This window comes from Pseudomonas sp. 1L-E-NC-VB-C3 (genome assembly GCF_057291535.1).
In genome coordinates, this window is the sequence record NZ_JBXAWD010000004.1 from 66,496 (window position 1) to 89,980 (window position 23,485).

24 protein-coding genes, 1 tRNA gene and 1 pseudogene are annotated in these 23,485 nt (G+C 59.7%); 6 read left to right on the top strand and 20 right to left on the bottom strand.

Annotated features, from left to right (window positions below):
• The first annotated feature begins 214 nt into the window (after nt 1-214).
• Both AC0Z5Z_RS08080 and AC0Z5Z_RS08085 read left to right on the top strand, forming a co-directional pair.
• Entirely contained in the window at nt 215-1,099 is an 885-nt protein-coding gene (locus AC0Z5Z_RS08080; RefSeq protein ID WP_041478884.1) for an alpha/beta fold hydrolase, read from the top strand.
• A 157-nt stretch (nt 1,100-1,256) separates the two neighbouring features.
• A tRNA-Gly gene (locus AC0Z5Z_RS08085) sits at nt 1,257-1,330 on the top strand.
• 145 nt (nt 1,331-1,475) lie between these two features.
• On the opposite strand, the gene AC0Z5Z_RS08090 is transcribed toward AC0Z5Z_RS08085, so the two are convergent.
• A complete protein-coding gene (locus tag AC0Z5Z_RS08090; RefSeq protein ID WP_095180587.1) occupies nt 1,476-2,759 on the bottom strand; it encodes a type II toxin-antitoxin system HipA family toxin in 1,284 nt (427 codons plus the stop codon).
• Complete coding sequence (locus tag AC0Z5Z_RS08095; protein WP_095180586.1) at nt 2,759-3,055, bottom strand: helix-turn-helix domain-containing protein; 297 nt, start codon at nt 3,053-3,055, stop codon at nt 2,759-2,761. The genes AC0Z5Z_RS08090 and AC0Z5Z_RS08095 overlap by 1 nt, the downstream gene beginning before the upstream one ends.
• A gap of 299 nt (nt 3,056-3,354) precedes the next feature.
• Here AC0Z5Z_RS08095 and AC0Z5Z_RS08100 point away from each other — a divergent pair, with 299 nt between their 5' ends.
• A complete protein-coding gene (locus AC0Z5Z_RS08100; protein ID WP_374046327.1) occupies nt 3,355-3,564 on the top strand; it encodes a hypothetical protein in 210 nt (69 codons plus the stop codon).
• Nucleotides 3,565-3,628: 64 nt separating this feature from the next.
• Here the strand turns inward: AC0Z5Z_RS08100 and AC0Z5Z_RS08105 are convergent, their stop codons facing one another.
• On the bottom strand, nt 3,629-3,988 hold the full coding sequence (locus tag AC0Z5Z_RS08105; RefSeq protein WP_252877632.1) for a DUF6124 family protein: 360 nt from the start codon (nt 3,986-3,988) through the stop codon (nt 3,629-3,631).
• A gap of 587 nt (nt 3,989-4,575) precedes the next feature.
• Nucleotides 4,576-5,346 carry a trans-aconitate 2-methyltransferase gene (gene tam / locus AC0Z5Z_RS08110; protein WP_236167987.1) on the bottom strand — a complete coding sequence of 257 codons (771 nt, stop codon included), beginning with the start codon at nt 5,344-5,346 and terminating at the stop codon, nt 4,576-4,578.
• Between the two features lie 176 nt (nt 5,347-5,522).
• Between tam and AC0Z5Z_RS08115 the strand changes: the two genes are divergently transcribed.
• Nucleotides 5,523-5,933: a low affinity iron permease family protein gene (locus AC0Z5Z_RS08115; protein ID WP_016771301.1), complete on the top strand. Its 411-nt coding sequence runs from the start codon at nt 5,523-5,525 to the stop codon at nt 5,931-5,933.
• Between the two features lie 162 nt (nt 5,934-6,095).
• Here AC0Z5Z_RS08115 and AC0Z5Z_RS08120 read toward each other — a convergent pair whose 3' ends face one another.
• The 10 genes and pseudogenes from AC0Z5Z_RS08120 to AC0Z5Z_RS08165 form a co-directional block, all read right to left on the bottom strand.
• Nucleotides 6,096-6,599 carry a DUF4142 domain-containing protein gene (locus AC0Z5Z_RS08120; protein ID WP_110644971.1) on the bottom strand — a complete coding sequence of 168 codons (504 nt, stop codon included), beginning with the start codon at nt 6,597-6,599 and terminating at the stop codon, nt 6,096-6,098.
• Between the two features lie 153 nt (nt 6,600-6,752).
• Complete coding sequence (locus AC0Z5Z_RS08125) at nt 6,753-8,102, bottom strand: sensor domain-containing protein (protein WP_252877631.1); 1,350 nt, start codon at nt 8,100-8,102, stop codon at nt 6,753-6,755.
• Between the two features lie 75 nt (nt 8,103-8,177).
• Entirely contained in the window at nt 8,178-8,816 is a 639-nt protein-coding gene (locus AC0Z5Z_RS08130) for a LysE family translocator (RefSeq protein ID WP_041478891.1), read from the bottom strand.
• A gap of 60 nt (nt 8,817-8,876) precedes the next feature.
• Nucleotides 8,877-9,008 (bottom strand): annotated as a pseudogene (locus tag AC0Z5Z_RS08135) (glutathione transferase); the annotation flags it as partial.
• Nucleotides 9,007-9,741: a PA3715 family protein gene (locus AC0Z5Z_RS08140; RefSeq protein ID WP_252877630.1), complete on the bottom strand. Its 735-nt coding sequence runs from the start codon at nt 9,739-9,741 to the stop codon at nt 9,007-9,009. The pseudogene AC0Z5Z_RS08135 and the gene AC0Z5Z_RS08140, both read right to left, overlap by 2 nt.
• A gap of 192 nt (nt 9,742-9,933) precedes the next feature.
• A complete protein-coding gene (locus AC0Z5Z_RS08145; protein ID WP_252877629.1) occupies nt 9,934-11,265 on the bottom strand; it encodes an MFS transporter in 1,332 nt (443 codons plus the stop codon).
• A gap of 187 nt (nt 11,266-11,452) precedes the next feature.
• Entirely contained in the window at nt 11,453-12,379 is a 927-nt protein-coding gene (locus AC0Z5Z_RS08150; protein WP_056783466.1) for a hydroxymethylglutaryl-CoA lyase, read from the bottom strand.
• A complete protein-coding gene (locus tag AC0Z5Z_RS08155; RefSeq protein ID WP_252877628.1) occupies nt 12,376-13,569 on the bottom strand; it encodes a CaiB/BaiF CoA transferase family protein in 1,194 nt (397 codons plus the stop codon). Before AC0Z5Z_RS08155 ends, AC0Z5Z_RS08150 begins: the two co-directional genes overlap by 4 nt.
• A gap of 252 nt (nt 13,570-13,821) precedes the next feature.
• A complete protein-coding gene (locus AC0Z5Z_RS08160; protein ID WP_122505788.1) occupies nt 13,822-14,727 on the bottom strand; it encodes a LysR family transcriptional regulator in 906 nt (301 codons plus the stop codon).
• 62 nt (nt 14,728-14,789) lie between these two features.
• A complete protein-coding gene (locus AC0Z5Z_RS08165; RefSeq protein ID WP_252877627.1) occupies nt 14,790-16,094 on the bottom strand; it encodes an NHL repeat-containing protein in 1,305 nt (434 codons plus the stop codon).
• Between the two features lie 216 nt (nt 16,095-16,310).
• Between AC0Z5Z_RS08165 and AC0Z5Z_RS08170 the strand changes: the two genes are divergently transcribed.
• A complete protein-coding gene (locus tag AC0Z5Z_RS08170; protein WP_485610942.1) occupies nt 16,311-16,985 on the top strand; it encodes a hypothetical protein in 675 nt (224 codons plus the stop codon).
• On the opposite strand, the gene yiaY is transcribed toward AC0Z5Z_RS08170, so the two are convergent.
• Nucleotides 16,946-18,094 (bottom strand): L-threonine dehydrogenase, encoded by a 1,149-nt coding sequence (yiaY, locus tag AC0Z5Z_RS08175; RefSeq protein WP_056783452.1) that lies wholly within the window; start codon nt 18,092-18,094, stop codon nt 16,946-16,948. The genes AC0Z5Z_RS08170 and yiaY overlap by 40 nt on opposite strands.
• 154 nt (nt 18,095-18,248) lie before the next feature.
• Between yiaY and AC0Z5Z_RS08180 the strand changes: the two genes are divergently transcribed.
• A complete protein-coding gene (locus AC0Z5Z_RS08180) occupies nt 18,249-19,268 on the top strand; it encodes a DUF4917 family protein (protein ID WP_252877625.1) in 1,020 nt (339 codons plus the stop codon).
• Between the two features lie 111 nt (nt 19,269-19,379).
• Here AC0Z5Z_RS08180 and AC0Z5Z_RS08185 read toward each other — a convergent pair whose 3' ends face one another.
• The 5 genes from AC0Z5Z_RS08185 to AC0Z5Z_RS08205 form a co-directional block, all read right to left on the bottom strand.
• The gene (locus AC0Z5Z_RS08185) at nt 19,380-19,724 is read right to left on the bottom strand and encodes a YegP family protein (RefSeq protein ID WP_076566339.1); all 345 of its coding nucleotides are present in this window, start codon (nt 19,722-19,724) and stop codon (nt 19,380-19,382) included.
• An 80-nt stretch (nt 19,725-19,804) separates the two neighbouring features.
• On the bottom strand, nt 19,805-20,386 hold the full coding sequence (locus AC0Z5Z_RS08190; protein ID WP_460137848.1) for a DJ-1/PfpI family protein: 582 nt from the start codon (nt 20,384-20,386) through the stop codon (nt 19,805-19,807).
• A gap of 200 nt (nt 20,387-20,586) precedes the next feature.
• On the bottom strand, nt 20,587-21,813 hold the full coding sequence (locus tag AC0Z5Z_RS08195; RefSeq protein WP_252868929.1) for a class I SAM-dependent methyltransferase: 1,227 nt from the start codon (nt 21,811-21,813) through the stop codon (nt 20,587-20,589).
• A 256-nt stretch (nt 21,814-22,069) separates the two neighbouring features.
• Complete coding sequence (locus tag AC0Z5Z_RS08200; RefSeq protein WP_252877623.1) at nt 22,070-22,687, bottom strand: TPM domain-containing protein; 618 nt, start codon at nt 22,685-22,687, stop codon at nt 22,070-22,072.
• 33 nt (nt 22,688-22,720) lie between these two features.
• A complete protein-coding gene (locus AC0Z5Z_RS08205) occupies nt 22,721-23,473 on the bottom strand; it encodes a TPM domain-containing protein (RefSeq protein ID WP_252877622.1) in 753 nt (250 codons plus the stop codon).
• Between the last annotated feature and the right edge of the window lie 12 nt (nt 23,474-23,485).

Consider the following 23,485-nt stretch of genomic DNA (forward strand, 5'->3'; position numbering starts at 1 on the left):
TGAGTCACCACATACTTCCAAGAAACTTTTTGTCGGTCGTCTGCCCTCAAGGGCTGCGCCTCAGCCGACAATCTGCCCGCCAATAACAACACCCGTCGACCTGCCGTACCGGATCGACATGGGCCAGCAAATTTCAGGCGTATGCCTACCTGTCACAAAGCTCGTGCAATCTCGATTGCGCGCATACCCGCTTGCTTGCCAGGAGTCTTATGACATGAGGCCAGAAATCGCTGTGCTGGATATACAGGGTCAGTATCGGGTTTACACGGAGTTCTATCGCGCAGACGCCGCAGAAAAGACCATCATTCTGGTCAACGGCTCGATGGCCACGACTGCGTCGTTTGCACAGACCGTGAAAAACCTGCACCCGCAATTCAACGTGGTCTGCTACGACCAGCCCTACGCGGGTCGGTCAAAAGCCCACAACCGGCATGAGAAACATCTGACGAAGGAAGTCGAAGGGCAGATTCTGCTGGAGCTGATCGACCACTTCGCCGCCGAACACGTGCTGTCGTTCTCCTGGGGCGGCGCCGCCACTCTGGTCGCCCTCGCCCAGCAGCCCCGGCGCATCGAAAAAGCCGTGATCAGCTCGTTCTCCCCGGTGATCAATGCGCACATGCTCGATTACCTTGAGCGCGGCGTCGATTACCTCGGCAGCCGCGACGGCGATCGGGTCGGCCATCTGGTCAACAACACCATCGGCAAACACCTGCCGTCGCTGTTCAAGCGTTTCAACTATCGCCACGTCAGCAGTCTCGCCGAGCATGAATACGGACAGATGCATTTTCATATCAACGACGTGCTGCACAGCGATCGCCAGTGCTATCTGAATGCGGCGAAAAAGATCAACGTGCCGGTGCTGTTTCTCAACGGCGAATGGGACGAATACACCGCCGCCGAGGATGCGCGACTGTTCGGCAACCACGTTGCCCACAGCAGCTTCACCACCCTGCAAGCCACCGGACACTTTCTCGACATGGAGCACAAGGCCGCCTGCCGCGACAGCCAGAACGCCCTGCTCGGCTTTCTGAAACCTGCGCCGCAAGCCAGCCGAACGCGCTACTCGTTTGTGCAGGATCAACATGCTTTGGCCATTTGAAACAGCGTCTTCGCGGGCAAGGCTGCAAGCTTGAAGTGCCTGTTGCACCGGCGCAGCCCTTGCTCGCGATCGACCGTTTTCTGCGTGGCAAAGCCCTCGCAGAGAAAAGAAAACTTCAAATCCGTGGCCGAGTCTGGTACAAAGTCAGCCGCTCTGAGCGGGTATAGTTTAGTGGTAGAACGAAAGCTTCCCAAGCTTTAGATGAGGGTTCGATTCCCTCTACCCGCTCCACCGAATATTGATCTCGCGTTGTGTTGTCCGACGGGGGATGCAGAAATGAAAAACCGGCCTTGATGGCCGGTTTTTTTGTGTCTGGAAGTTGAAGCGTGTTGGCGGTGAAGACTTCCAGAAGATCGCTGAGCCCCTCCTCCCCGGATTACTTCTCGAAATCCTGATGCAGCCTCGCCAGTACATTGAAGATCGGTTCCCCGGCTTTGTGCGGGACATTCAATCGAGTGAATACTTTCTTCCAGTCGGCGAGCGCTGCGAGAGTCTGCTCGATGTATTCCTCGGCCTTGAGGTATTTGTAATCCTTGCAGATCTCCATGATTCGCTTGCGCGTAGGCGTGCCGGGAGTGCGGCCACCGAAGTCAGTGGTGTGCTCGCCCATGGCGTTTGCGAAAGTCAGGTCGTATGCCGGGGACAGCGTCCAGGTTTCTTTCTCGCCTTTTTTTTCAGGATTGTGGCAGAGAAAGGCAAAGTTCTTCGCATGGTCGTCATGGTTGTGAGACAGCGCATTGAAGATCATTAACCTGGCCATCTTTTCCACTTCGACGGAGCTTCTGGTCAACACCTGAGTGAGCTTGAGCAGGTTCGGGTAGTCGATGGATGACAATGCGCGGTAGTCCGCGTACATGAGCGCCGAGACGGTCATCATGTGAATCTTGCGCTCGCCGTCGCGGTCGAAGCGCTTGGTTGCGAAGAAACGCTCAACCTCGCCGCCAGGCATCTGCACATCCAGAAGATCCGATTCAGCCATGGTCACTCCGGCGGCACGAGCCATCTCGGCATAGGCGAGTTCAATGCCGCCGGTTTCAATCGGTTCGTACAATGCCCTGAACTTCACGATCCAATGTGCATAGCCCTCGGGCAGGGCATCAAAGGCCGAAATTGCGTGTTTTTTGTCGGCAGACAGCGCCACGATTGCCTTCGGTCGTGCGCCCCCCGGTGAGCCACCGGCCAGTCGCAATTTGGTAAGCACAGCAGGGGTCTCACCCTCTTGAACTTCGATTGAAGCTTCGTAGAGTTGGCAAATATCCAAAGGGCCTGTGAGCTCTGTTTTTTCCGCCTTCGGCTGATATTCAAACGCCCCCATACTGCGCTCGCCCATATAAGCAAGGCGATCAAGCGCTGTGAGGGTAAGGTGGGTGCCGTCACCGAAGGTGCTGTCGAAATATCGATCCATCAGCAGCATGCCCCAGCCGTCAGGCAGTGAATCGGCGAACGGTCCGTGTAGCCCTTCGAAGAGGCTGGTGTTCCTGGCCAACTGGGGCTTTTCGTCCCAAGCCATTGTCAGCGGCGAAAGATTGTAGCCAGTGGCAAGCCAACCCGGATCGTAAGCGAAGTAAATCCCCCGGCCCGCGACTCTGACCAGCTCACCAACCTTGGCGCCCTCTTTCAAAACATCCAGCGCTTCTGTGTGTTTGAAAGGCTTGATCATCAGCGCATCCCTCTCTTGCGCCTGGCATTCTTCAGCTCATCCAGCGAGCTCGGTTGCTCTGGTTTGAACAGCCTGGTCACAGCGTTGAGTTCATCAAGCGCAGTGGCTATCAGGATCAAAGCCTCCAACGTCACGAGGCCGGTCGCTTCGAATCGCTTGATGGTGGATTCGGAAACCCCCGCCTTTTCTGCGAGCGTCTTGCGGGAAAGGTTTTTGGAGAGCCGCAGGATTTTGGCGTTTTCTCCGACATTTCTAGCGATCTCAGCCGGCGAGTGAAGCAAATGCATGAATGACATGGCAAACCCTTCCAATTCTTAAGGATCTTAATAGAGCCATTGTAGCCATCTAACCTCCCTTAAGGATCAGATATGACCATTTTTGAAAAATTTCACTAATTTCGTGGAGCAATAGAGATCTTCTGATTGCTACACAGCTGACATTGAGGATTACGCGGTTGGGTCACGCGTGGCCGCTTTTGTCACCGCGAATCTGACTCTCCGCAATGCAGTCATATTTGGCAACGTAATGATGAACACAGCGTTTGTTGTGCCGTTCAAGATCGCCGCTCATGTGGTTACCAAAGCGGACATCATTTATGGACATCAAACCCATTCGGAGCACTGAAGACTTGTCCGCAGCATTGCTGCGTATCGAGCAGATTTGGGGCGCTGAGATGAACTCGCCGGAAGGCGATGAATTGGAAATTCTCGCTCGGCGGGTGGGCGAGTATGAGGAGCAGCAATTCCCGATTCCCCCTTCCGAGCCCTTTCAAGAGGACAAACCTGGTATTGGTCAGCGGTTTTGACGCTGCACTAGCCGAAAAACCGGTCGCAACGACCGGTTACTTTTTACTCGGAAATCAACGCCGGCTAACCCACCGGCACCACATTATCCAGCACCTGATTCACCGCCAGCTCGCCCAGCATGACGACTTGGGCGATGCCGAGCAGGGTTTTGCGCTGGCTGCCGTCGAGCAAGGCGGCAAAGTCGCCAAGCATGACGCTGGCCGAGCCGAGGGACTCGCTGGCGTTGACCAATAGCGACTCGGTATCGGTGCCCGGATTAACCATGAACATGCTGCTGGCCTGGTACGGCGGTGAGCTTGTTTTTGGTGGGATGAGATAGTGGTCGAGGGCGCGTTCGGCGGCTTCGTGGAGTTTTTTCGAATCGAGGGACTCGCACGGAGAAGCCGGATCGGTTTCCGGCGGATTTGGCGTTACTTTGAACACGGGGCGGTACCTTTCATTTGAGCCGCATCCACCACGCTACTAAACGGGAGGGTGGCGGCTGTACGCAAGTTAGTAGACCGGACCCATCCCCCATCCGGCGCACCCGAAGGCGCCATGCGCACAGCCACCATAAAATACAGGCACGCGCCTGATTCAACGGAACTCGTGCAACCGTTACGAGGAGGACATTACCGGGCTACTAAACCCGATCACTGGAAATCAGTGACGCGAACCAAGTTACCGACCGCCCTCCAGGCGCACAAGCCGGCGGATTCTGGCGTACCGGTAGGCAGCAGCGCAAGGATTTGTAGGCATCGGGACGTAACGCGATTCAACTTTAAACAGCCATAGCGCACCACGTGTAAAAGCCTGGAAAACAGAAGGAAATTTCCGACGAGCTCAGCGTGAACGAGTTGAAAGGATGCCAGAGGACGATGATGTTGGCGGTGCAGCGGTGATCGGGTTTCTGCGCCAATAAGCCCCTCACCCTAACCCTCTCCCGAGGGAGAGGGGACCGACCGTGTTGCGTTCAAGAGATGCGCCGACCAGAGATAACGTGGCGAACCCAAGGAACCCGGAGGCGTAACTCAGCGGGTCGCAACAATGAACAAACGTGGAAACGGCAACAGCACCGAGCCGTCAGCCAAGGCCGGATAAGCCTTGGCAACTTCCGCCAGATACCGCTGCAGATACTGAGCCCGCTCCTCCTCGGTCAATGGGCTCAGGAATGGAATCAACCCGCTACCCTTGAACCACTCCACCACCCCCGCCGCCCCGTCCCGAAGTTGGTGGTGATAGGTGGTGCGCCACACATCGACCCGCGCGCAGTGCGGCCGCAGCATTGAAAAATACTCACTGGCACTGGCCATGTCGGTGCGCTGCCCGGCAGCGTCTGCGAGCTTGCTCGCCCACGGCCCATTGGCGGCGACTTCACGCATCAAGCGGTGGGACGGTTCGTTGAGGTTGTCCGGCATTTGAATCGCCAGGCTGCCACCGTCTGAAAGCTTGCTCGCCAGGGCTGGCAGCAACGAAGCGTGATCAGGCACCCATTGCAGCACCGCATTGGCGAAGATCACATCAAACGGCCCCTGGTCAGCCCATTTGTCGACCTCGGCCACCTGAAACTGCACGTCAGGCAAGCGCTTGCGCGCGGCTGCAATCATGTCCGCCGAACTGTCGAGGCCACTGACGCTCGCCTCGGGAAAACGCTGCACCAGCAATTCGGTGGAATTGCCCGGTCCGCAACCAATGTCCACCACCGCCCGGGCCTGCGCGGTGGGTATCGCCGCCAACAGATCACGGGCCGGGCGGGTGCGTTCATCTTCGAAAGCGACGTATTGCTTGGCAGACCAACTCATTGCGTTCTCCTGTCGGGGCATGGCTTGAAACCGGGAAGTGCAGCTGCCCATACCATACAGCGATAAGGCCGATGAGCTCGCCTCGCCTCCGGCGTCCGGCCCGGTTATTTGTAATTAGAATTTTCAGCACAACACCGATGTCTGAATTTCAAGCTCCCAAAACAAGGACTTCCATCATGAAATTCGCAAAGATTGCCCAGAAACTTGCCCTGTGGGCCGGTAGCCCGAAGACGTTCATGGGGGCGTTGATTCTGATCGGGCTGTGGGGGTTGAGCGGGCCGATTTTTGGTTACAACGACACGTGGCAGCTGATCATCAACACCTCGACGACGATCATCACGTTCCTGATGGTGTTCCTGATTCAGAACACGCAGAACCGCGATACCGACATTCTGCATTTGAAACTCGATGAGCTGTTGCGAGTGAACAAGGAAGCGCAGAACGCGATGCTCGGGCTGGAGGCGCTGGATCTGAAGCAGCTCGAAGCGCTGCGCCGGCATTACCGCGCGCTGGGTGAGAATCAGGTGTTTGATCTTGAGGGGCTTGGCGACAAGAGCAAGCCAAAGCAGGATTTGAATGAGTGCTGAGCAAGTAAACACACCCTGTGGGAGCGAGCCTGCTCGCGAAGACGCAGGGTCAGTCAAAACATCATTGACTGATACACCGCTTTCGCGAGCAGGCTCGCTCCCACAGGGTAAGCATCGCATTTCAACTGAAGGTTTCGCTCGCGCTGCAACAACAAGGCGAAGTTAGCGACTGGCCTGCAACGCTCGAGCTTTCTCCAGATGGCTTTGCAGTTTCGGCAAAGTCTCATCGGCAAACGCTTTGATTTCCGGCACATCGGTGGTCTGTGCCTGTTGCTCGATCTGGGTGATGGCCTCTTCGGTCGCCTTGACCTGACTGGCGGCGTAAGCCTGATCGAATGTCGCGCCGTCCTTCACTTCCGGCATCAGTTCTTTGGCCTTGTCAGCAAGTTCTTCGCGGGGGGCAACCGGCAGATCGAGTTTCTTGGCGATTTTCGCCAGATGCTGGTTGGCCGTGGTGCGGTCGTTGATCACAACGATGGTGTAATCCTTGACCTCTTTCGATTCGGTCTTGCCGTGGGCCTGACGGCTGGCTTCGATGTCGGCCATGCCTTTGGCGGAGGCATCGTTGATGAATTCGGCAGGCGACTGGGCGAACGCACTGCTGGCGCACAGGCCCAGCAGGGTTGCAAAACTGACGTTACGTAAACGGGTGGCCATCCGGCTCATGGTCGCGCCCTCCTTCGTGGAAAATTCAAGCGGGCCGTGATTCGCCCGCTGCTCAAATAGTCGCGGCGGACAATGGTCCGCCTCAGTTAGGAATGCTTTGGCGTTCAAAGGTTTAGAAAATCTGCCGAGGCCGCGACGAACGGTGCGCTCGCTTTAGATGCCCAACGCTCGATGATTCAGGCGTTTGGCCGCATACATGGCCTGATCGGCATGCCGGAACAGTTGCTGTTCTTCTTCACCGTGTTCAGGGAAACGCGCCACGCCGATGCTCGGTTCGATACGCAGGTCATGGCCGTCGAGGCGCATGGGCTGCGCCAGCACCTGTCGGATTTTTCCGGCGACACTGTCGGCATCTTCGGCGGCATGCACGCTATGCAACAGCACGACAAATTCATCGCCACCGATACGCGCCACGGTGTCGGTTTCACGCACGCAGCCCTTCAGTCGGTTGGCCACGGTTTGCAGGAGCATGTCACCGACGGCATGGCCATGGGTGTCGTTGACCTGTTTGAAGCGATCCAGATCGACATACAGCAGCGCCATGTGTCCGTGCAGGGTTCGCGCATCGGCCAGCGCAGCCCTGAGCCGATCACGCAGCAGTTCGCGATTGGGCAGTTGCGTCAGTTGATCGTATTGCGCCATGCGCTTGAGCCGCGCGTGCAGTTGCTGGCGCTCGATGGCCGTGGCGACTTGTGCGCAGACGTATTGCAGCAGTTCCTTGTCCTGCTCGGTGTAGCGTTCGCCGCCAGCGAGGCTTTTGACGATCAAGGCGCCGATGGTGCCGTTTTTTGAGCTCAGCGGTACGCCGAGCCAGCAAGGCGCGTTTTGTTCCGCCACCAGCTCAGCAAAATCGGGCGTGGCATCGGCGCTGTCCGGCGTCAGCAACATCGGCTGGCCGCTGCGGATCACTTGCGCGCAGAGCCGTCCGATGACGGTGCCGGGCTGCTCGGGCTGCAATTCGTGATCGTCGACGTGATAGGGAAAATTCAGCTGCGCGCAGTGTTCGTCGTACAGCGCCACGGAAAAATTCAGCGCCGGCAGCCACTCGCCAATCAGCAGATGGATGCGTTTGAACAGCGCCAGCAAATCTTCCGCCGCGTGCGCCGCTTCGGAAATCGCGTACAACGCCGCTTGCCGCGACTCGGCCTGCTTGCGCTCGGTGATATCGCGGGCGACGGCGATGCGCAGTTGATCGACTTCCGACCAGCGCGCCGACCAGGAAATGTGCGCGACGCTGCCGTCCTTGCGCAGATAGCGGTTCTCGAAATTGTGCTTTGGGTCGCCGCCCATGATTTCGCCAGCGGCCGCAAGGGTGCGCTGGCGATCAGCCGGGTGCACCAGCTCGATCATCGAGCGGCCGATCAGTTCGTCAGGCGTGTAACCGAAAATCCGCTCGCAGGCAGCGCTGACAAAAACGAAACGGCCCTGTTTGTCGACCGCGCAAACGGCATCCAGCAACAGGTCAATGTAGCTCGCCAGCGGCGCAGGGTTGGGGCTTTGCATGGTTCTACGGGGTGTCCGCGCAGTGCAGCGATTTCAATCATCCATGATCGTGATTGCGCGTCCCTGCCCATTCCATCAAGTCTTGTTCGGCAGCAGCCCCGGCAGCGCGTGCATCAACGCGTTGATGGCGAAGCCGATAAACATCACGCCGCATAAACGCGTGATGAGCAGCTCATGCCGCTGATACACCATGCGCACTCGCTGTGCGCCGACCACGCCGATGAGGATAGCGTAGGCCAGCGCACCGCCGATGAAACTCAGGGCGATCAGTGCAGGTAGCATCGACCAGTTGAGCAGTTCGGCGCGGCTCGACAACAGCGCCGTAAAGGTCGCCACCGCCACCGGATAGGCCTTGGGATTGGTCAGGCCGAAGACGATGCCGTGCCAGAACGGCTGCCGCGCCGCCCCTTGCGCTTCGTCGCCATTGCGGCGTTGGGCACGCACCGCACGCCAGCCGAGCCAGAACAGGTACAACGCGCTGAGCACGCCGAGCACATCGAACGCGGTGCTGCCGATTTCCCGCGCACCGACAATCGCCACCAGCGCGGTGCTGCACCAGATCACATCGCCGAGCAGATGCCCGCACAGAAACCCCGCCCCGGCCCGCCGGCCATGGGCCGCGCCAATCCCGAACACCGCCAGCACGCCCGGCCCGGGCGTGATCCCGTAGATGAAACCCGAAGCCAGAACGGCCAACAGCAATGATGGAGTCATGAGAAACCTGCAAGCGCCAGAATACTTGGTGGCCAGTCTATATCAGAGGGTCACGGCGGATCACTGCGCGTCGTGAAAACGCATGCCGGGGTACGGTTTCTGGCGACATGCGTCCAGCCGCGATTGCAAATCGCCGACGTGGACCTCGAGCTTGTGTCGGTCGGGATCGAGGAAGTAGAACGACGCGCCTTCAATAGCCTCTCAGATTTTCGGGAACGAAATATTGCTGTCCGTCATAGCGCAACGTGGTTAGCACCGGCTTTTCGTGGGTGGTCTTCGACTCGCAGGTGTCGGGTGGACCCTCGCCGACCAGACCCGTGGTGAGTGAGCGGACAATGATATCGGCGTAACCATGGGAACTGGTTTTGCCCATCTCAAGCGTACGCACCGTCTCCGCTCGCTCTCCGGCGCAATTGCCATCCCACTCGCCACTGAAGCTGTAGACGACCAAGCGATCCAGCACCGGGCGCACCTTGTTGCCCTCTTTCACGTAGAGCGACAGCAGGGTTTCATCCAGCGGATTGACGCGCGACGAGCCTTTGAAATGGGCGCGGACGCCGAATGCACGAAAGTCGGGCGTGAGTTTATAACGCGCCGTATCCAGCTCCAGACTCTCCAGCGCGATGGCATCGGAGAGAAACGCCGACCGCTGATGATAGGTCGCCAGCGGTTTGGGGCTGCCGGCCGTGATGATAGCCAGATCCAGATCGTACGAGCCCACGCTGCCGTCTTGGCCATAGACGGGATCGGGCACGAACGTCGATAGCGCGGTAATCGTCAGCTGCGGATAAGCCGGCCATTCTTTGCACAGCGAGAAATCCGCTTCCGCGCTGACCGCCGGCGGCGTGCAATCTGCCCACGCCTGCCCAGCCATCAACCACCCGCAGAGCGCGGCAGCGCTGATCCACGTGGACTTCATTGTCACTTCCCGCTCCTTGAAGATATTTCCAGGCGCGCACTATCCCTTTCTGCATCGGAGGATTCAACAGATCTGGCCAGCGAATCTTCTCATGTGTCTGAAGTCGGAATTCGCGAGCAGGCACGCTCGCACAGGAAAGCGCATTCCAAAGTGGGAGCGAGCCTGCTCGCGAAGGCGTCATCGCCGACGCCGCCAATCTCAATACTTGTCCAGCGTACGCAACTTCTGCGGCAAGCCCCACAGCAGCAAAGCGGCCGCAATCAGCGCGGCGACGCCGATGACGTACAGCGCCGGGGTGGTGCTGCCGGTGAGGTCCTTGATGCGTCCGACCATGACCGGGCTGACGATCCCGCCGAACTGCCCCAGGGTATTGATCACTGCGATCCCGCCCGCCGCGCCGGCACCTGCGCCCGCCAGCAGTTTCGGTGGCAGGGTCCAGAAGCTCGGAATCGAAGCGATGATGCCGGCGCCGAGCAGGCCGAGCGCGATGATCAGGAAGGTCGTGTGGCTGGCGAAGATTCCCGCGCTGAAGAAGCCGATCGCGCCGACGATCACCAGCCCGGCGACAAACTTGCGCCGTTCACCGGTGGCGTCGGACAAGCGTCCGATCACCACCATGCTGATCGCCCCGCAGATGTACGGAATGGCGGTCAGCAGGCCGATCATCACCGGGCTTTCGGTGCCGGCGCTGCGGATCAATTGCGGTGCCCAGAAATTCAAACCGTAGGACGCGACCTGGATCAGGAAGTAGATCAAACCCAACGTCAGGAACCCGGGAATTTTCAGCGCCGCGAGCAATGAGCCGCCGCTCTTGTGTGGTTCGTGATGAGCGATGCGACTGGAGAGCAATTTCTTCTCGTCAGCCGTCAGCCAGTGCGCATCCTCGATGCGGTCCTTCAGCTGCGTCAGCACCAGAAAACCCAGCGCGATGCACGGCACGCCTCCGAGCAGGAACAACCAATGCCAGCCGCGCATCTGCAATACGCCATCGAGGTGTTGCAACACCAGCCCTGAGAACGGTGCGCCGACCAGCCCGGCAAACGCCGAGGCGAGAAACAGCATCGAGGTGATGCGGCCACGGAAGTGCTGCGGAAACCACAGCGTCAGGTAATACAGCACGCCCGGAGCAAACCCGGCTTCCATCGCACCGATGACGAAGCGCAGCGCATAGAACTGCCATTCGCTGTTGACGAAGACCATCGCCGCCGTCGCCACGCCCCACGACATCATGATCCGCGCGATCCAGCGCCGCGCGCCGACCTTGTACAGCATCATGTTGCTCGGCACTTCGAACAGCACGTAACCGACCACGAACAGCCCGGCGCCCAAGCCATACGCGGTGTCGCTCAGACTCAGGTCGGTCTGCAACTGGAATTTGGCGAAGCTGATGTTGATGCGGTCGAAAAAGGCGAACAGGTAGCAGACCATGATCAGCGGCATCAGGCGCCAGGCAACTTTGCTGACCAGGGCTTTTTCGGCGTCGTGATCGACGGACGGATTCACGCCCGCCTCCATTACATTGAGGCTCATAGATTTTCTCCAGGCGGACTGCCGATGGGCGTCCGATTGTTTTTGTTGTCTGGTGATGACGCTCCCTGTGGAGCGCTTTTGTGTGGGAGCTGGCTTGCCAGCGATGGCGTCAGTTCAGCTAACGCTTTCGTTGAATTTGCTGCCGTCATCGCGGGCAAGCCCGCTCCCACAGGGGTACTGGTGTTTCTCAGGTGGGCATCGGATGCAGATCGCAGTTGCGCCCGGCCTTGGCCAGTTGGCCGGGGACATCGTGGCCCAACAGCGCCGGCAAGCCGCGCGAAAGCTTCAGCAGCAGCGGCAAATCGATCCCCGTGGGAATGCCGACTTCAGCGCACAGGTTCACCAGGTCTTCGGTGCAGATATTGCCCGACGCCCCCGGCGCAAACGGACAGCCACCGAGGCCACCCAGCGCCGCATCGAAGCGCCGCGCGCCGGCCTCGTAAGCGGCCAGCACATTGCACAGGCCGAGGCCGCGGGTGTTGTGGAAATGCAGGGTCAGATCGGCCGGCGAAACCCGCTGCAAAACGCGCCGCACCAAGCGATCGACCTGACGCGGATTGGCCATGCCGGTGGTATCGGCGAGGCTGATGCCCTGAATGCCGAGCTCTTGATAAGCGTCGACGATCTGCAGTACGCGATCCTCATCGATCCGGCCTTCGAACGGACAACCGAACGTGGTGGCGATGCTGCCGTTGAGGCGCACACCTGAGCCGCTGACAAACGCAACAATGTCAGCGAATGCCGCCAGCGACTCTTCGCAACGCATGCGCATATTGGCCAGGTTGTGGGTCTGGCTGGCGGACATCACCAGATTCAACTCATCGGCATTCGCTGCCAATGCGCGTTGCGCGCCTTTGAGGTTGGGGATCAACGCCACGTAAATAACACCCGGCTGGCGCTGAATGCCGTTGAACACTTGCTCGCCGTCACGCAGGGCCGGAATGGCTTTGGGCGAGACGAACGAGCCGGCCTCGATGCGGCTGAATCCGGCCTGTGACAATTGATTGATCAGGGCGATCTTGTCAGCGGTTTCCACCCACGTCGGCTCGATCTGCAAACCGTCGCGGGGTGAGACTTCCTGGACGATCAGGGTTTGCGAATAGTCAGTGATCATTGCACCACCCCTTGGTTTTTCAGGCGTTCGATGTCGAGTTCAGTCAGGCCAAGATTGGCGAGAATAGCGTCGGTGTGCTGGCCCAGTTTCGGCCCGGACCAGTTCACTCCGCCGGGGGTCTCCGAGAGTTTGGGGACAATGCCGGGCATCTTCACCGTTGCGCCACCGGGCAACTCGGCATCGAGCAGCATGTCCCGCGCCTGATAGTGCGGATCGGCGACGATATCAGCCACCGAATAGATGCGCCCGGCCGGCACTTCGGCAGCTTCGAGAGCAGCCAGTACCTCGTCGATCGGCAGGCTGCTGGTCCAGTGTGTGATGGCCGCATCGAGCAAACCGCTCTGCGCCGCGCGGCCGTCGTTGTGGGCGAATTCTTCTGCCTCGGCTAGATCAGCGCGGCCGATAGTGTGCATCAGGCGCTTGTAGATCGGGTCGCTGTTGCCGGCAATCACCACATAAGCGCCGTCGGACGTGAGGTAAGTATTGGAGGGCGCGATGCCCGGCAAGGCGCCGCCGCTGCGTTCGCGGACATGGCCGAGCATGTCGTATTCCGGCACCAGACTTTCCATGACGTTGAACACGCTTTCGGCCAGCGACACATCGACGATCTGCCCACCGCCCTGCCCAGTCTTGACCCGCAACAGCGACATCAGCGCACCAATCACCGCGTGCAACGAGGCCAGCGAATCGCCGAGGCTGACGCCGACCCGCGCCGGTGGCGAATCGGGATTGCCGGTGGTGTAGCGGATGCCGCCCATGGCCTCGCCAATCGCACCGAAACCGGGCCGGTCACGGTAAGGGCCGGTCTGGCCGTAGCCGGAGATACGCACCAGGGTCAGGTTCGGATTCAGCGCATGTAGCACGTCCCAACCCAGACCGAGTTTTTCCAGCGCACCGGGGCGCAGGTTTTCAATGATCACGTCGGCGTCGCCGGCCAGTTGCTTGACCAGTTCGATGCCTTCAGCGGATTTCAGATTGAGCGCCAGGGATTTCTTGTTGCGCGATTGCAGGTACCACCACAGCGATGTGCCTTCGTGCAGCTTGCGCCATTTGCGCAGCGGGTCGCCCTGACCCATGGCTTCGATCTTGATCACCTCGGCGCCGAACTCGGCAAGCATGCGCGCGGCAAACGGCGCGGCGATCAGGGTGCCGATCTCGATCACTTTGATTGCACTCAAAGGGGCAGTCATCGCGGGTACCTCTTGTTCTTGGAATATGTCGCCAAGGCTAGAGGAACGATCGTCAGCGAATCCAGCCGTCTCTCGGCAATGGGCGTTCGCGAAATGCGAATGCTCCGCTGTGATTGCGGGGTGAATTCAGGGCCGCCTTCGCGAGCAGGCTCGCTCCCACAAGGATCTGTAGTGGTTTCAGATTCTGTGTTCACACAAGTTCAATGTGGGAGCGAGCCTGCTCGCGAAGAGGCCATCAGCCGCAATGAAGATCTACCGCCCGCGCAAATGCTCAAACAACATCCGGCTCACCGGCGACAACCCTGCCTCATCGCGCACCACCACAATCAGAGCGCGATCCGCCCAGGCATCGGTCAGCGGCACCGCACGCAAGCCCAGTGCCTGACCAAACAACTCATAGGCTCGCTGCGGCAGAATGCCGATGCCCATGTTCGCCTGGACCATCCGGCACACCGCATCGAATCCCGGCACATGAATGCGGATGCGCAGGACTTTGCCGGCCTGCCGCGCCGCCGCATGGGTACGCATGTTGATCGAACTGGCTGCGTGCAAGCCGACGTAATCGCTGTCGAGAGTTTCATCGAAAGTCACCGATGCGCGCGTAGCCAACGGATGCTCCGGGAGCATCACCACCACCAGTTTGTCCTGGCGGTACAACACGCTGTGCAGGCCTTTGGTGTCGCTGTCGTCGGAGCAGATGCCGAGGTCGGCGACGCCATCGAGCACGCCCTGAATCACCCCGGCGCTGGGGCGTTCTTCAAGGTCGGTCTTGACCTGCGGCTGCCGCGCGGAGAAGTCGCGCAAGTCTTCGGGCAGGAACTGAATGATCGCCGAAAGATTGGCCAGCATGCGCACGTAACCGCGCACACCATGGCTGTGCTCACCCAGCTCCAGGCCCATCTTTTCCACATTGAAGAGCATCTGCCGGGCGTGGTGCAGCAGGGTTTCACCGGCCGGCGTAAGGATCATGCCTTTGGCTTGGCGCACGAACAAAGCGATGCCCAGCGCCTCCTCCAACTCCATCAGGCGCTTGCTCGCCGCCGACACCGCGATGGCTTCGCGCGCAGCCGCACGGGTCAACGTACCTTCCTCGTGGACGGCGACGAACAGTTGCAGAGTGATCAGGTCGAGACGGCGGATCAGGCTTTTTTGCAGCATGGTGGGCTCGAAGGCAGGGTTCATCCGAGCCGGCAGGATAGCCCGGTTTTACCGCTGACTGCTCAGTTGCCCATGCTGGCGCGCTGTTTTGTGACAGGCGCGGTCAGCAAGCGAACCAGCTGCGCGCTGTCGTCCCTGCGACCCAACACCAGGATCGAAGAGCCTTGCAGGCAGGCATCGATGGCTGGCCATGAAATGTCCTTCGCGCCCTCGACATCAAACGAATCATCCACTGCACCATCGACCAGAAAGCCTGCCGTCAACAAGCCTCGTGTGCTGCCCGAGGTCTGTCCGACCGCCACAATCCGTTTGCCAGCGATATCATCCAGCGCAAACCCTGCTTGCCAACCTCTCAGGTCGAGTTCATGCAACGTCGGGCTGAGGACAGGGTTGTTGAACGCGTCATCCATTTGGCCGGCGTAGGTAATACCACTGATCAACGCGTGTTGCAGTTTCGTGCCGTCCGTTGACTCGACCGCCGAACCGAGCAGAAGCAGGCGCTGCGCAGTTTGCACAACGATGTCGGTCACGTGGCTTTCGAGCGGCTTGCCATTACGCTGAAGGTTCAATAGCAGTAGGCCCTTTTCGCCGAAGCCTTCTGCAACTTTCCCGTTGTGGTCGAACGCCATGACCAATCCCTGATTGGTTACTTCCGTTTTGCCATGCAGCAGGATCCTCCCATCGTCGAGCTGGATGATCCCGGACAGCGAAATGGCCACCCCTGGCAGCGACAGGGGCAGCCAACCGTTGCTGGCGAACGATAAATCGTCCGAGCCATCGAGATGGAATCGCGTCAGCAAGCCACTACCCTTTTGCGCGGTCACGAACAGCAGCCTGTCCGGCTGCGCAAGCTGCGGATCGGATTTCGCCAGCAGCAGTTGCCCATGGGTGGCACCGAACAGGGAAGGAATACGCATGGGCACAATCCGGTAGCCATTCCTGTCGCCGCCGAAATCAATGTCCGGCGAGCCATCGGGCAAAAACCGGGCGATGACTTGCTGATATTCAAGCGTCTGGTCTTTGACCACGCCAATCACACCGCACATCCAGAATCGTCCGAGCGCATCAACAATCAACGGCCCGCCTTGCGTGAGCGAGCCTGTGCCGAACTGGCCGCTGAGATATCCGCCGGTGCCGAAAGCCGGATCCGGATTGCCATCGGCATCCAGGCGCGCAAGGCCGTAGTACGAATGGCCCGATTGCTCGACGGTAGCGCTGACCATGATCTGCTCCGAAGGCGTGATCGCCACGCCTTTGGCAATGGTCTTGCCCGCTCCGGGGAATTTCAGCGTTCGCAGACCAAAGAGCGCATCCAGCTCCCCGGCTGACTGCACGTTTGGGGACAATGGCGCGATAGATTCCGACATGTTCGTATGCTCCTCAAGAGATCGACGTCGACCCCCTCGTAGCGAGCATTCGACCCCAGGTCGCCACGCCGGACAACTGACAGAAATGACAGTTTTTTAGAAGAAAAAGAAATTACCTACTGTGTAAAAAAGACTGAATGACTGGTAGTTCTTACAGGTTCGAATTCAGGCATGTCATGCCAACCTCAGCGTTCAAATCAGCCATGGACGAGAAGCATGATGAGCACTCGCGACGAGCAAATTTCACAACCGGCCCCGACCATCACTTATCCCGAGGAGGCCAGCACGACGGGACCTGCGACATTGTTGCTCGGCAGCGGCATACCCAATGCTCTTGTGCAGGTCTGGAACATTGAAAACACCCATTCGCTTGGCGAAGGGCTGGTCAGCGCAAATGGACGATGGGCGTTCAGCATCACCGGCGTTCAGGCCCAGGGCCAGCAGAAGATTCACGCCCACCAGACGTATGCAGGCATCACGTCCGAATGGAGCGAAGAGCGCGGATATGAGGTGCGACTGCGGCCCGAGATCGACGTCCCGGTCGTTGTCGAACCGATTGAGGGCGCGCAGGTCGATACGCCTCTGATCTTTTCGGGAGATGTCATGCGAGCCGAGGGTTTCGTCAGTATTTTCGATCTGGACACTGGCCTGGAGATTGCCAGAGCAGCGGTCGAAAGCGACCGGAAATGGCAAACCCCGGCAGCACCCTCCCTGGCGGTCGGGCAGTACCGTATCTCCGCCGTCCACAACATCGCCGGCAAGGTTTCAGATTGGGGCCGTGTGCGGACATTTGCCGTGGTCGCAGAAGCAAGCGAAGGCTTGTCCGACTTCGCTCGCCTGCGCGCCTTCATTCAAAACGCATTGCGGAAAATTTCCTCGATCTGGCGCTGATCCGCCGCCCGTGGATTGGTCAGTCCACAGGCGTCCTTCAAGGCGTTGGTGGCGAGCACCGGGATATCGCTGAGTTTCGCGCCCAGCTCACGCAGTCCGCCGGGAATCTCGACGTCCTTGGCAAGGTTGCGAATGGCATTGATCGCCGCCTGTGCGCCCTCCTCCGCGCTGAAACCACGAATATCCGCGCCCATGGCGTGGGCGACATCCCTGAGTCGATCAGCACAGACCAGCGCATTGAAACTCTGTACATGCGGTAACAGCACGGCGTTACAGACGCCGTGGGGCAAGTCGTAGTAGCCGCCGAGCTGATGCGCCATGGCGTGGACAAATCCGAGCGAGGCGTTGTTGAACGCCATGCCCGCGAGGAACTGCGCGTAAGCCATGTTCTCCCGGGCCGCCAGGTCGCTGCCGTCGCGCACGGCCAGACGCAGGTTGCTGCTGATCAGGCTCATGGCTTTCAAAGCGCAGGCGTCGGTGATCGGGTTGGCGGCGGTCGAGACGTAGGCTTCGATCGCGTGGGTCAGCGCATCCATGCCGGTGGCGGCGGTCAGCCCTTTGGGCATCGCGACCATCAACTCCGGGTCGTTGACCGACAGCAGTGGCGTGACGTTGCGGTCGACGATGGCCATTTTCACGTGGCGCGATTCGTCGGTGATGATGCAGAAGCGGGTCATTTCGCTGGCAGTGCCGGCGGTGGTGTTGATGGCGATCAGCGGCAATTGCGGCTTGCTCGAGCGGTCGACGCCTTCGTAATCGCCAATCTGCCCGCCATTGGTTGCGCACAGGGCGATGCCCTTGGCGCAATCGTGCGGCGAGCCGCCACCCAGCGACACGACGAAATCGCAACGGCTTTCCTTCAGCAGCCCCAACCCGGATTCGACATTGGCCGTGGTCGGGTTCGGTCTGGCGCCATCGAAGATCACCGAATCGATGTCCTGCATCGCCAGTTTCTCGGCGATCATTGCGGCGACGCCAGCCTTGGCCAGCCCGGCGTCGGTGACAATCAGCGCCTTGCGAAAGCCATAATTGCGAATCGCGACCATGGCTTCGTCGAGGCAGCCGCTGCCCATGATGTTGACCGCCGGAATGAAGAAGGTGCTGCTCATCGTGTGTCTCCTGACTGAAGCCGGATCGACTGCCTCGATTCGGCGGGTGCGCACAGAATCGACCGATCGGTCACGAGCGATGTTGATCTGGCTCAATGTCCGCTCGTGATAAAGTCGCCGTCCATCTGCCCTTTGTTTTGAGACCGCCCACGCAATGACCGATTTTCTCAATGTCGACGCCACCCTCGAAGACTGGAACGCCTTGCGCGCCGCGAACGATTTTCAGGGTTTGCTGGTGGGCAATGGCGCCAGCCGCGCGGTGTGGGATGACTTCGGCTACGACTCGCTGTTCGAAAACGCCCGTACGGTCGAAGAGAAACCGCTGAGCCCATCGGAACTGGCGGTGTTCGACGCGCTGCAAACCCGCAGCTTCGAGCAAGTGCTGGGCGCCCTGAAAACCACCAGCCGGGTCAACAAGGCCCTGGCGGTCAGCTCGGCGGCGCCGCGCAATCGCTATTACGCAATCAAGGAAGCGCTGATCAACACCGTGCACGCGGTGCACATCCCGTGGCGGCTGGTGCAGCCTTCGACACTGACGGTGCTCAATGCAGAACTGGCGCGCTATCACACGGTGTTCACCACCAACTACGACCTGCTCAATTACTGGGCACTGCAACATCCCGGCGAGACCATCGACGACCTGTTCAACGGCGCCGACGCGAGTTTCGATCTGAGCCAGAGCGCCACCGACAAACCGCGTCTGCTGTACCTGCACGGTGGTCTGCATCTGGTGCGCAATCAGGACGGCACCGCACGCAAACTGACCTCGACCGAGGGCACCCTGCTCGGCAGCTTCGCCATCAACAACACGATCAAGACGCTGGATGACGTGCCGCTGTTCGTCACCGAAGGGCCGAGCGCAGACAAGCTCAAGACCATTCGCAGCTCGGATTATCTGTCGTTCTGCTACGAGCAGTTACTGGCCCATGGCGACAGCCTGTGCATCTTCGGCCACGCGCTGGGCGAGCAGGATGCGCATCTGGTGCGGGCGTTGCGCCTGGCCCGACCGAAGTGCGTGGCGGTCTCGATTTACCCGCGCAGTGCCGCGTTCATCCAGCATCAGAAGCGTCACTACGCCAAGGTGTTTGAAGGTACCGGGGTTGAGTTGCGGTTCTTTGATGCCAAGAGCCATGCGTTGGGTGATCCGAAATTGTCGGTACCGGTTGAGGTATGAAGCAAGATCAAAAGATCGCAGCCTTCGGCAACTCCTACATGGAAATGCATTCCAGGTGTAGGAGCTGCCGAAGGCTGCGATCTTTTGATTTCAAAGGCTCATGCCCTGAGCTCAGAGGACAGGCAGGGTCTTGTCCTTGATGGTTTTCGTCGGGCCGTTGGCCTTCACGCTGGCGATGCCCTTGTCACACGCGCCATCCGATGAATACGACTCGCTGCTGCCGATGATCTGGTGATTGGCCGCCTTCAGGTTGAAGTACGGGTGGCCGTCCTTGGTCGATTTTTTCTCGTAACGTTCGTCCAGCGGGCTGTTGGCCTGCACCGAGGCAATCCCGCCGTCGGCGCCGGCGCGGGTGCTGTAGAGCTCGCTGGTCAGAATCGTTTCGGCGTTCGCCGCTTTCAACACGAACCTGAATTGGCCGTTGCTGCTTTTGCTCACTTCGTACCATCCGGACATGTCTGTTTCTCCTAGGGGCGATTGAGAGATTTCGCGCTTCAGAGTAAAGACCAGCGCCTGCGATCTGTCGCCTGCATCGACTACAAGGTGATTTTCGTACCGAGCAGACCGAGGAAACCGGCCAGCCATTTAGGATGCGCCGGCCAGGCCGGAGCGGTGACAAGATTTCCCTGAACATGGCCGTCGGTCACCGGAATGTCGATATAGGTGCCACCGGCCAGACGCACTTCCGGGGCGCAGGCCGGATACGCGCTGCACTCACGCCCCTTGAGCACACCCGCCGCCGCGAGCAGTTGCGCGCCATGGCAGACCGCGGCAATGGGCTTGCCGGCGGTATCGAAGGCGCGCACCAGTTCGAGGACTTTTTCGTTCAGTCGCAGGTATTCCGGAGCGCGACCGCCGGGAATCAGCAGCGCGTCGTAATCGGCTTCGCGGGCCTTGGCGAAGTCGAAATTGAGCGCGAACAGGTGACCGGGTTTTTCGCTGTAGGTCTGATCACCTTCAAAATCATGAATCGCCGTGCGCACGGTGCTGCCGGCGGACTTGTCCGGGCACACGGCGTGGACCGTGTGGCCGACCATCTGCAGGGCCTGGAACGGCACCATCACTTCGTAGTCTTCGACGTAATCGCCGACCAGCATCAGGATCTTTTTCGCGGCCATGGGAAAACTCCTCGGGGAAAGGTCTGGGAGTATTCAAGGTAGACCGTATCCAAGGGTTGCGGTAATTCCAGGCTTACTACGCTCGATCGCGATAAATGTAGGAGCCGCCGAAGGCTGCGATCTTTTGATCTTGCATTTAAATAATCAGGATCAAAAGATCGCAGCCTTCGGCGGCTCCTACAGGGGTGTATTTCAGGCTATCAGGCGAGAAAACCGTCAGCGCGCAGCAGGGTTTCCAGGCAGTGTTCGCTGATGTGATAGAACGCTTTCAGCTCTTCGATCTTTGCCAACAATTGCGCTGGATTAACCGGCTCGGCGCGTTTCACCGCGAGAATCATCTTGTTCTTGTTGGTGTGTTCCAGCGAGATGAACTCGAAGACTTTGGTCTCGTAACCACAGGCTTCGAGGAACAGTGCACGCAAGCTGTCGGTGACCATTTCCGCCTGCTGGCCGAGGTGCAAGCCGTATTGCAGCATCGGTTTGAGCAGCGCCGGGCTCTGGATCTGCAGGCGGATCTGTTTGTGGCAGCACGGCGAGCACATGATGATCGACGCACCCGAGCGGATGCCGGTGTGAATCGCGTAATCGGTGGCGATGTCGCAGGCATGCAGGGCGATCATCACGTCCAGCTCACTCGGCGCCACTGTGCGCACGTCACCGCACTTGAACACCAGCCCCGGATGCTCGAGCTTGCTCGCTGCGGCGTTGCACAGGGTGACCATTTCTTCGCGCAGCTCGACGCCAGTGACTTCGCCCTCGGCCTTGAGCGTGTTGCGCAGGTAGTCGTGAATGGCGAACGTCAGGTAGCCCTTGCCCGAACCGAAATCGGCGACCCGCACCGGTTTGTCCAGCGCCAGCGGCGACGAGGTCAGGGCATGGCTGAACACTTCGATGAACTTGTTGATCTGCTTCCACTTGCGCGACATCGCCGGGATCAGCTCGTGTTGTGCATTGGTCACGCCCAGGTCCTTGAGGAACGGACGGCTCAATTCGAGGAAGCGGTTTTTCTCACGGTTGTGCTCGGCGGACGGCGCTTCACGCAATTGCTGAGGTTTGCTCTTGAACAGCGAACTCTTGCCCTTTTTGCTGTATTCCAGCTGCGCTTCGTCGGTCAGCGCCAGTAAATGAGCATTTTTGAACGAGGCCGGCAGCAGCCCGGCGATCAGCGCCACGCCTTCGCTCAGCGGCAGATTTTTGGTGATGTCGCGGGTCTTGTAGCGATAAACGAATGACAGGCACGGCTGCGCCTTGACCGTCACCGGTTTGATGATGACCCGTTGCAGATCCGCCTCTTCACCGACGTACTTGGCCAGCACCAGTTTGATGAAACCGCTGTCGTCGAGGCTGGCTTGCAGCAGCTCGATGAACTGGGCGTGGTGATCGGCGGCCGGTTTGGCGGACGGCGCGGAAGCAGCGGAAACGGACATGGACAAACGGCCTCGGACGGGCGGAATCGGGAATGGCGGGTATTTTAGGGGGGATGGGGGTTGGGGACACCCTCTTATTTACCCAACGGCAAAATCCATGACAACGACCTTTGTGGCGAGGGGATTTATCCCCGATGGCGCGCGAAGCGGCCCTCTGTGTTCGGCCCGTCAAACCACGCGCGCAGGTGTTGCGACTGCTACGCAGCCGATCGGGGATAAATCCCCTCGCCACAGAGGCCAAATATGCGCGACTGCGTCAGCCCAACACCACCAACCGATTCGGCAACTCGTTCCGCACCTGCGTCACCGGCACGTGCACCTTCAACAACTCGCCACACGCCTCCACGCAAGTGACAAACCCTTCCAGCGTGCGGCCCTGGCGGACCTGTTCGATGAACGCTGCGACAATCGCGTCCCAGTTGCTGTTATCCAGCCGTTTGGAAATCCCCTCGTCCACCAGAATCTCCACATAGCGCTCAGCCTCGCAGACAAAAATCAGCATGCCGGTGCTGCCCACGGTGTGGTGCAGGTTCTGTTCGAGAAACTGCCGCCGCGCCAGGTTGGAGGCGCGCCAGTGGCGCACGCGGCGCGGGACCAGATGCGTGGTGATTTTCGGCAGACGAAACAGCAGGCACAGGACGATGAACATGCCCCATTGCACCAGCAGCAGACTGCGCAGGGTCAGCCAGCCCGTGAGGTAGTGGACGATGCCCGGCAACACCAGCGCCAGCAGACTGGCCCAGAGCAGCGGGATGTACGCGTAGTCATCGGCGCGGGCAGCGAGCACCGTGACCAGTTCGGCGTCGGTGTCGCGTTCGACCCGGGCGATGGCCTCGGCGACTTTGCGTTGTTCGTGTTCAGTCAGTAATGCCATGTCGAAAAGTGCCTGCTCATTATTCTTTTGATCTCACCAGCCGCCGGACGAACCGCCGCCGCCGAAACTGCCCCCGCCACCGCTGAAGCCGCCACCGCCACCGCCGCCGAATCCGCCGCCTCCGCCAAAGCCGCCCCCTCCTCCGGAGCCACCCCGGCCGGCAGGCAGGATACCGAGCATCTGGCAGACAAACACCGTCAGGATGAACAACATCACCAGAAACATGAACAGCGCCGGATGCCGTGAGATGAAATCATCCGCCGGGTCGCCGCTGGATTCGTACACGGTCGACGGTTCGTCCAGCGGATTGCCACCGAGCACCACCAGCATCGCCGCAACGCCGTCGCTGATGCCTTTGCTGAAATTGCCGGACTTGAACGCCGGCGTGATGACCTGATGAATGATCACCGACGACTGCGCATCGGTCAGGCGATCCTCCAGGCCATAGCCGACTTCGATGCGCAGTTTGCGCTCGTCACGGGCGACGATCAGCAAGGCGCCGTTGTTCTTGTCTTTCTGACCGATGCCCCAGTGCCGACCGAGCTGAACGCCGAAATCCTCGATGGTGGTGCCCTGCAGATCGGGCAACGTGACCACCACCAATTGCTCGCCGGTGGCCTGTTCGTGCGCCTGCAATTGCTGGCTCAGTTGCGCGCGAATCGATGGCTCGAGCATCTGCGCCTGATCGACCACGCGCCCGCTCAGCGGCGGAAACGTCAGTTCGGCCCGGGCGCTGACGGCGAACAGCCAGAGCATCAGCACCAGGCCCAGTTTCAACACACGCATGGGCAACCTCGA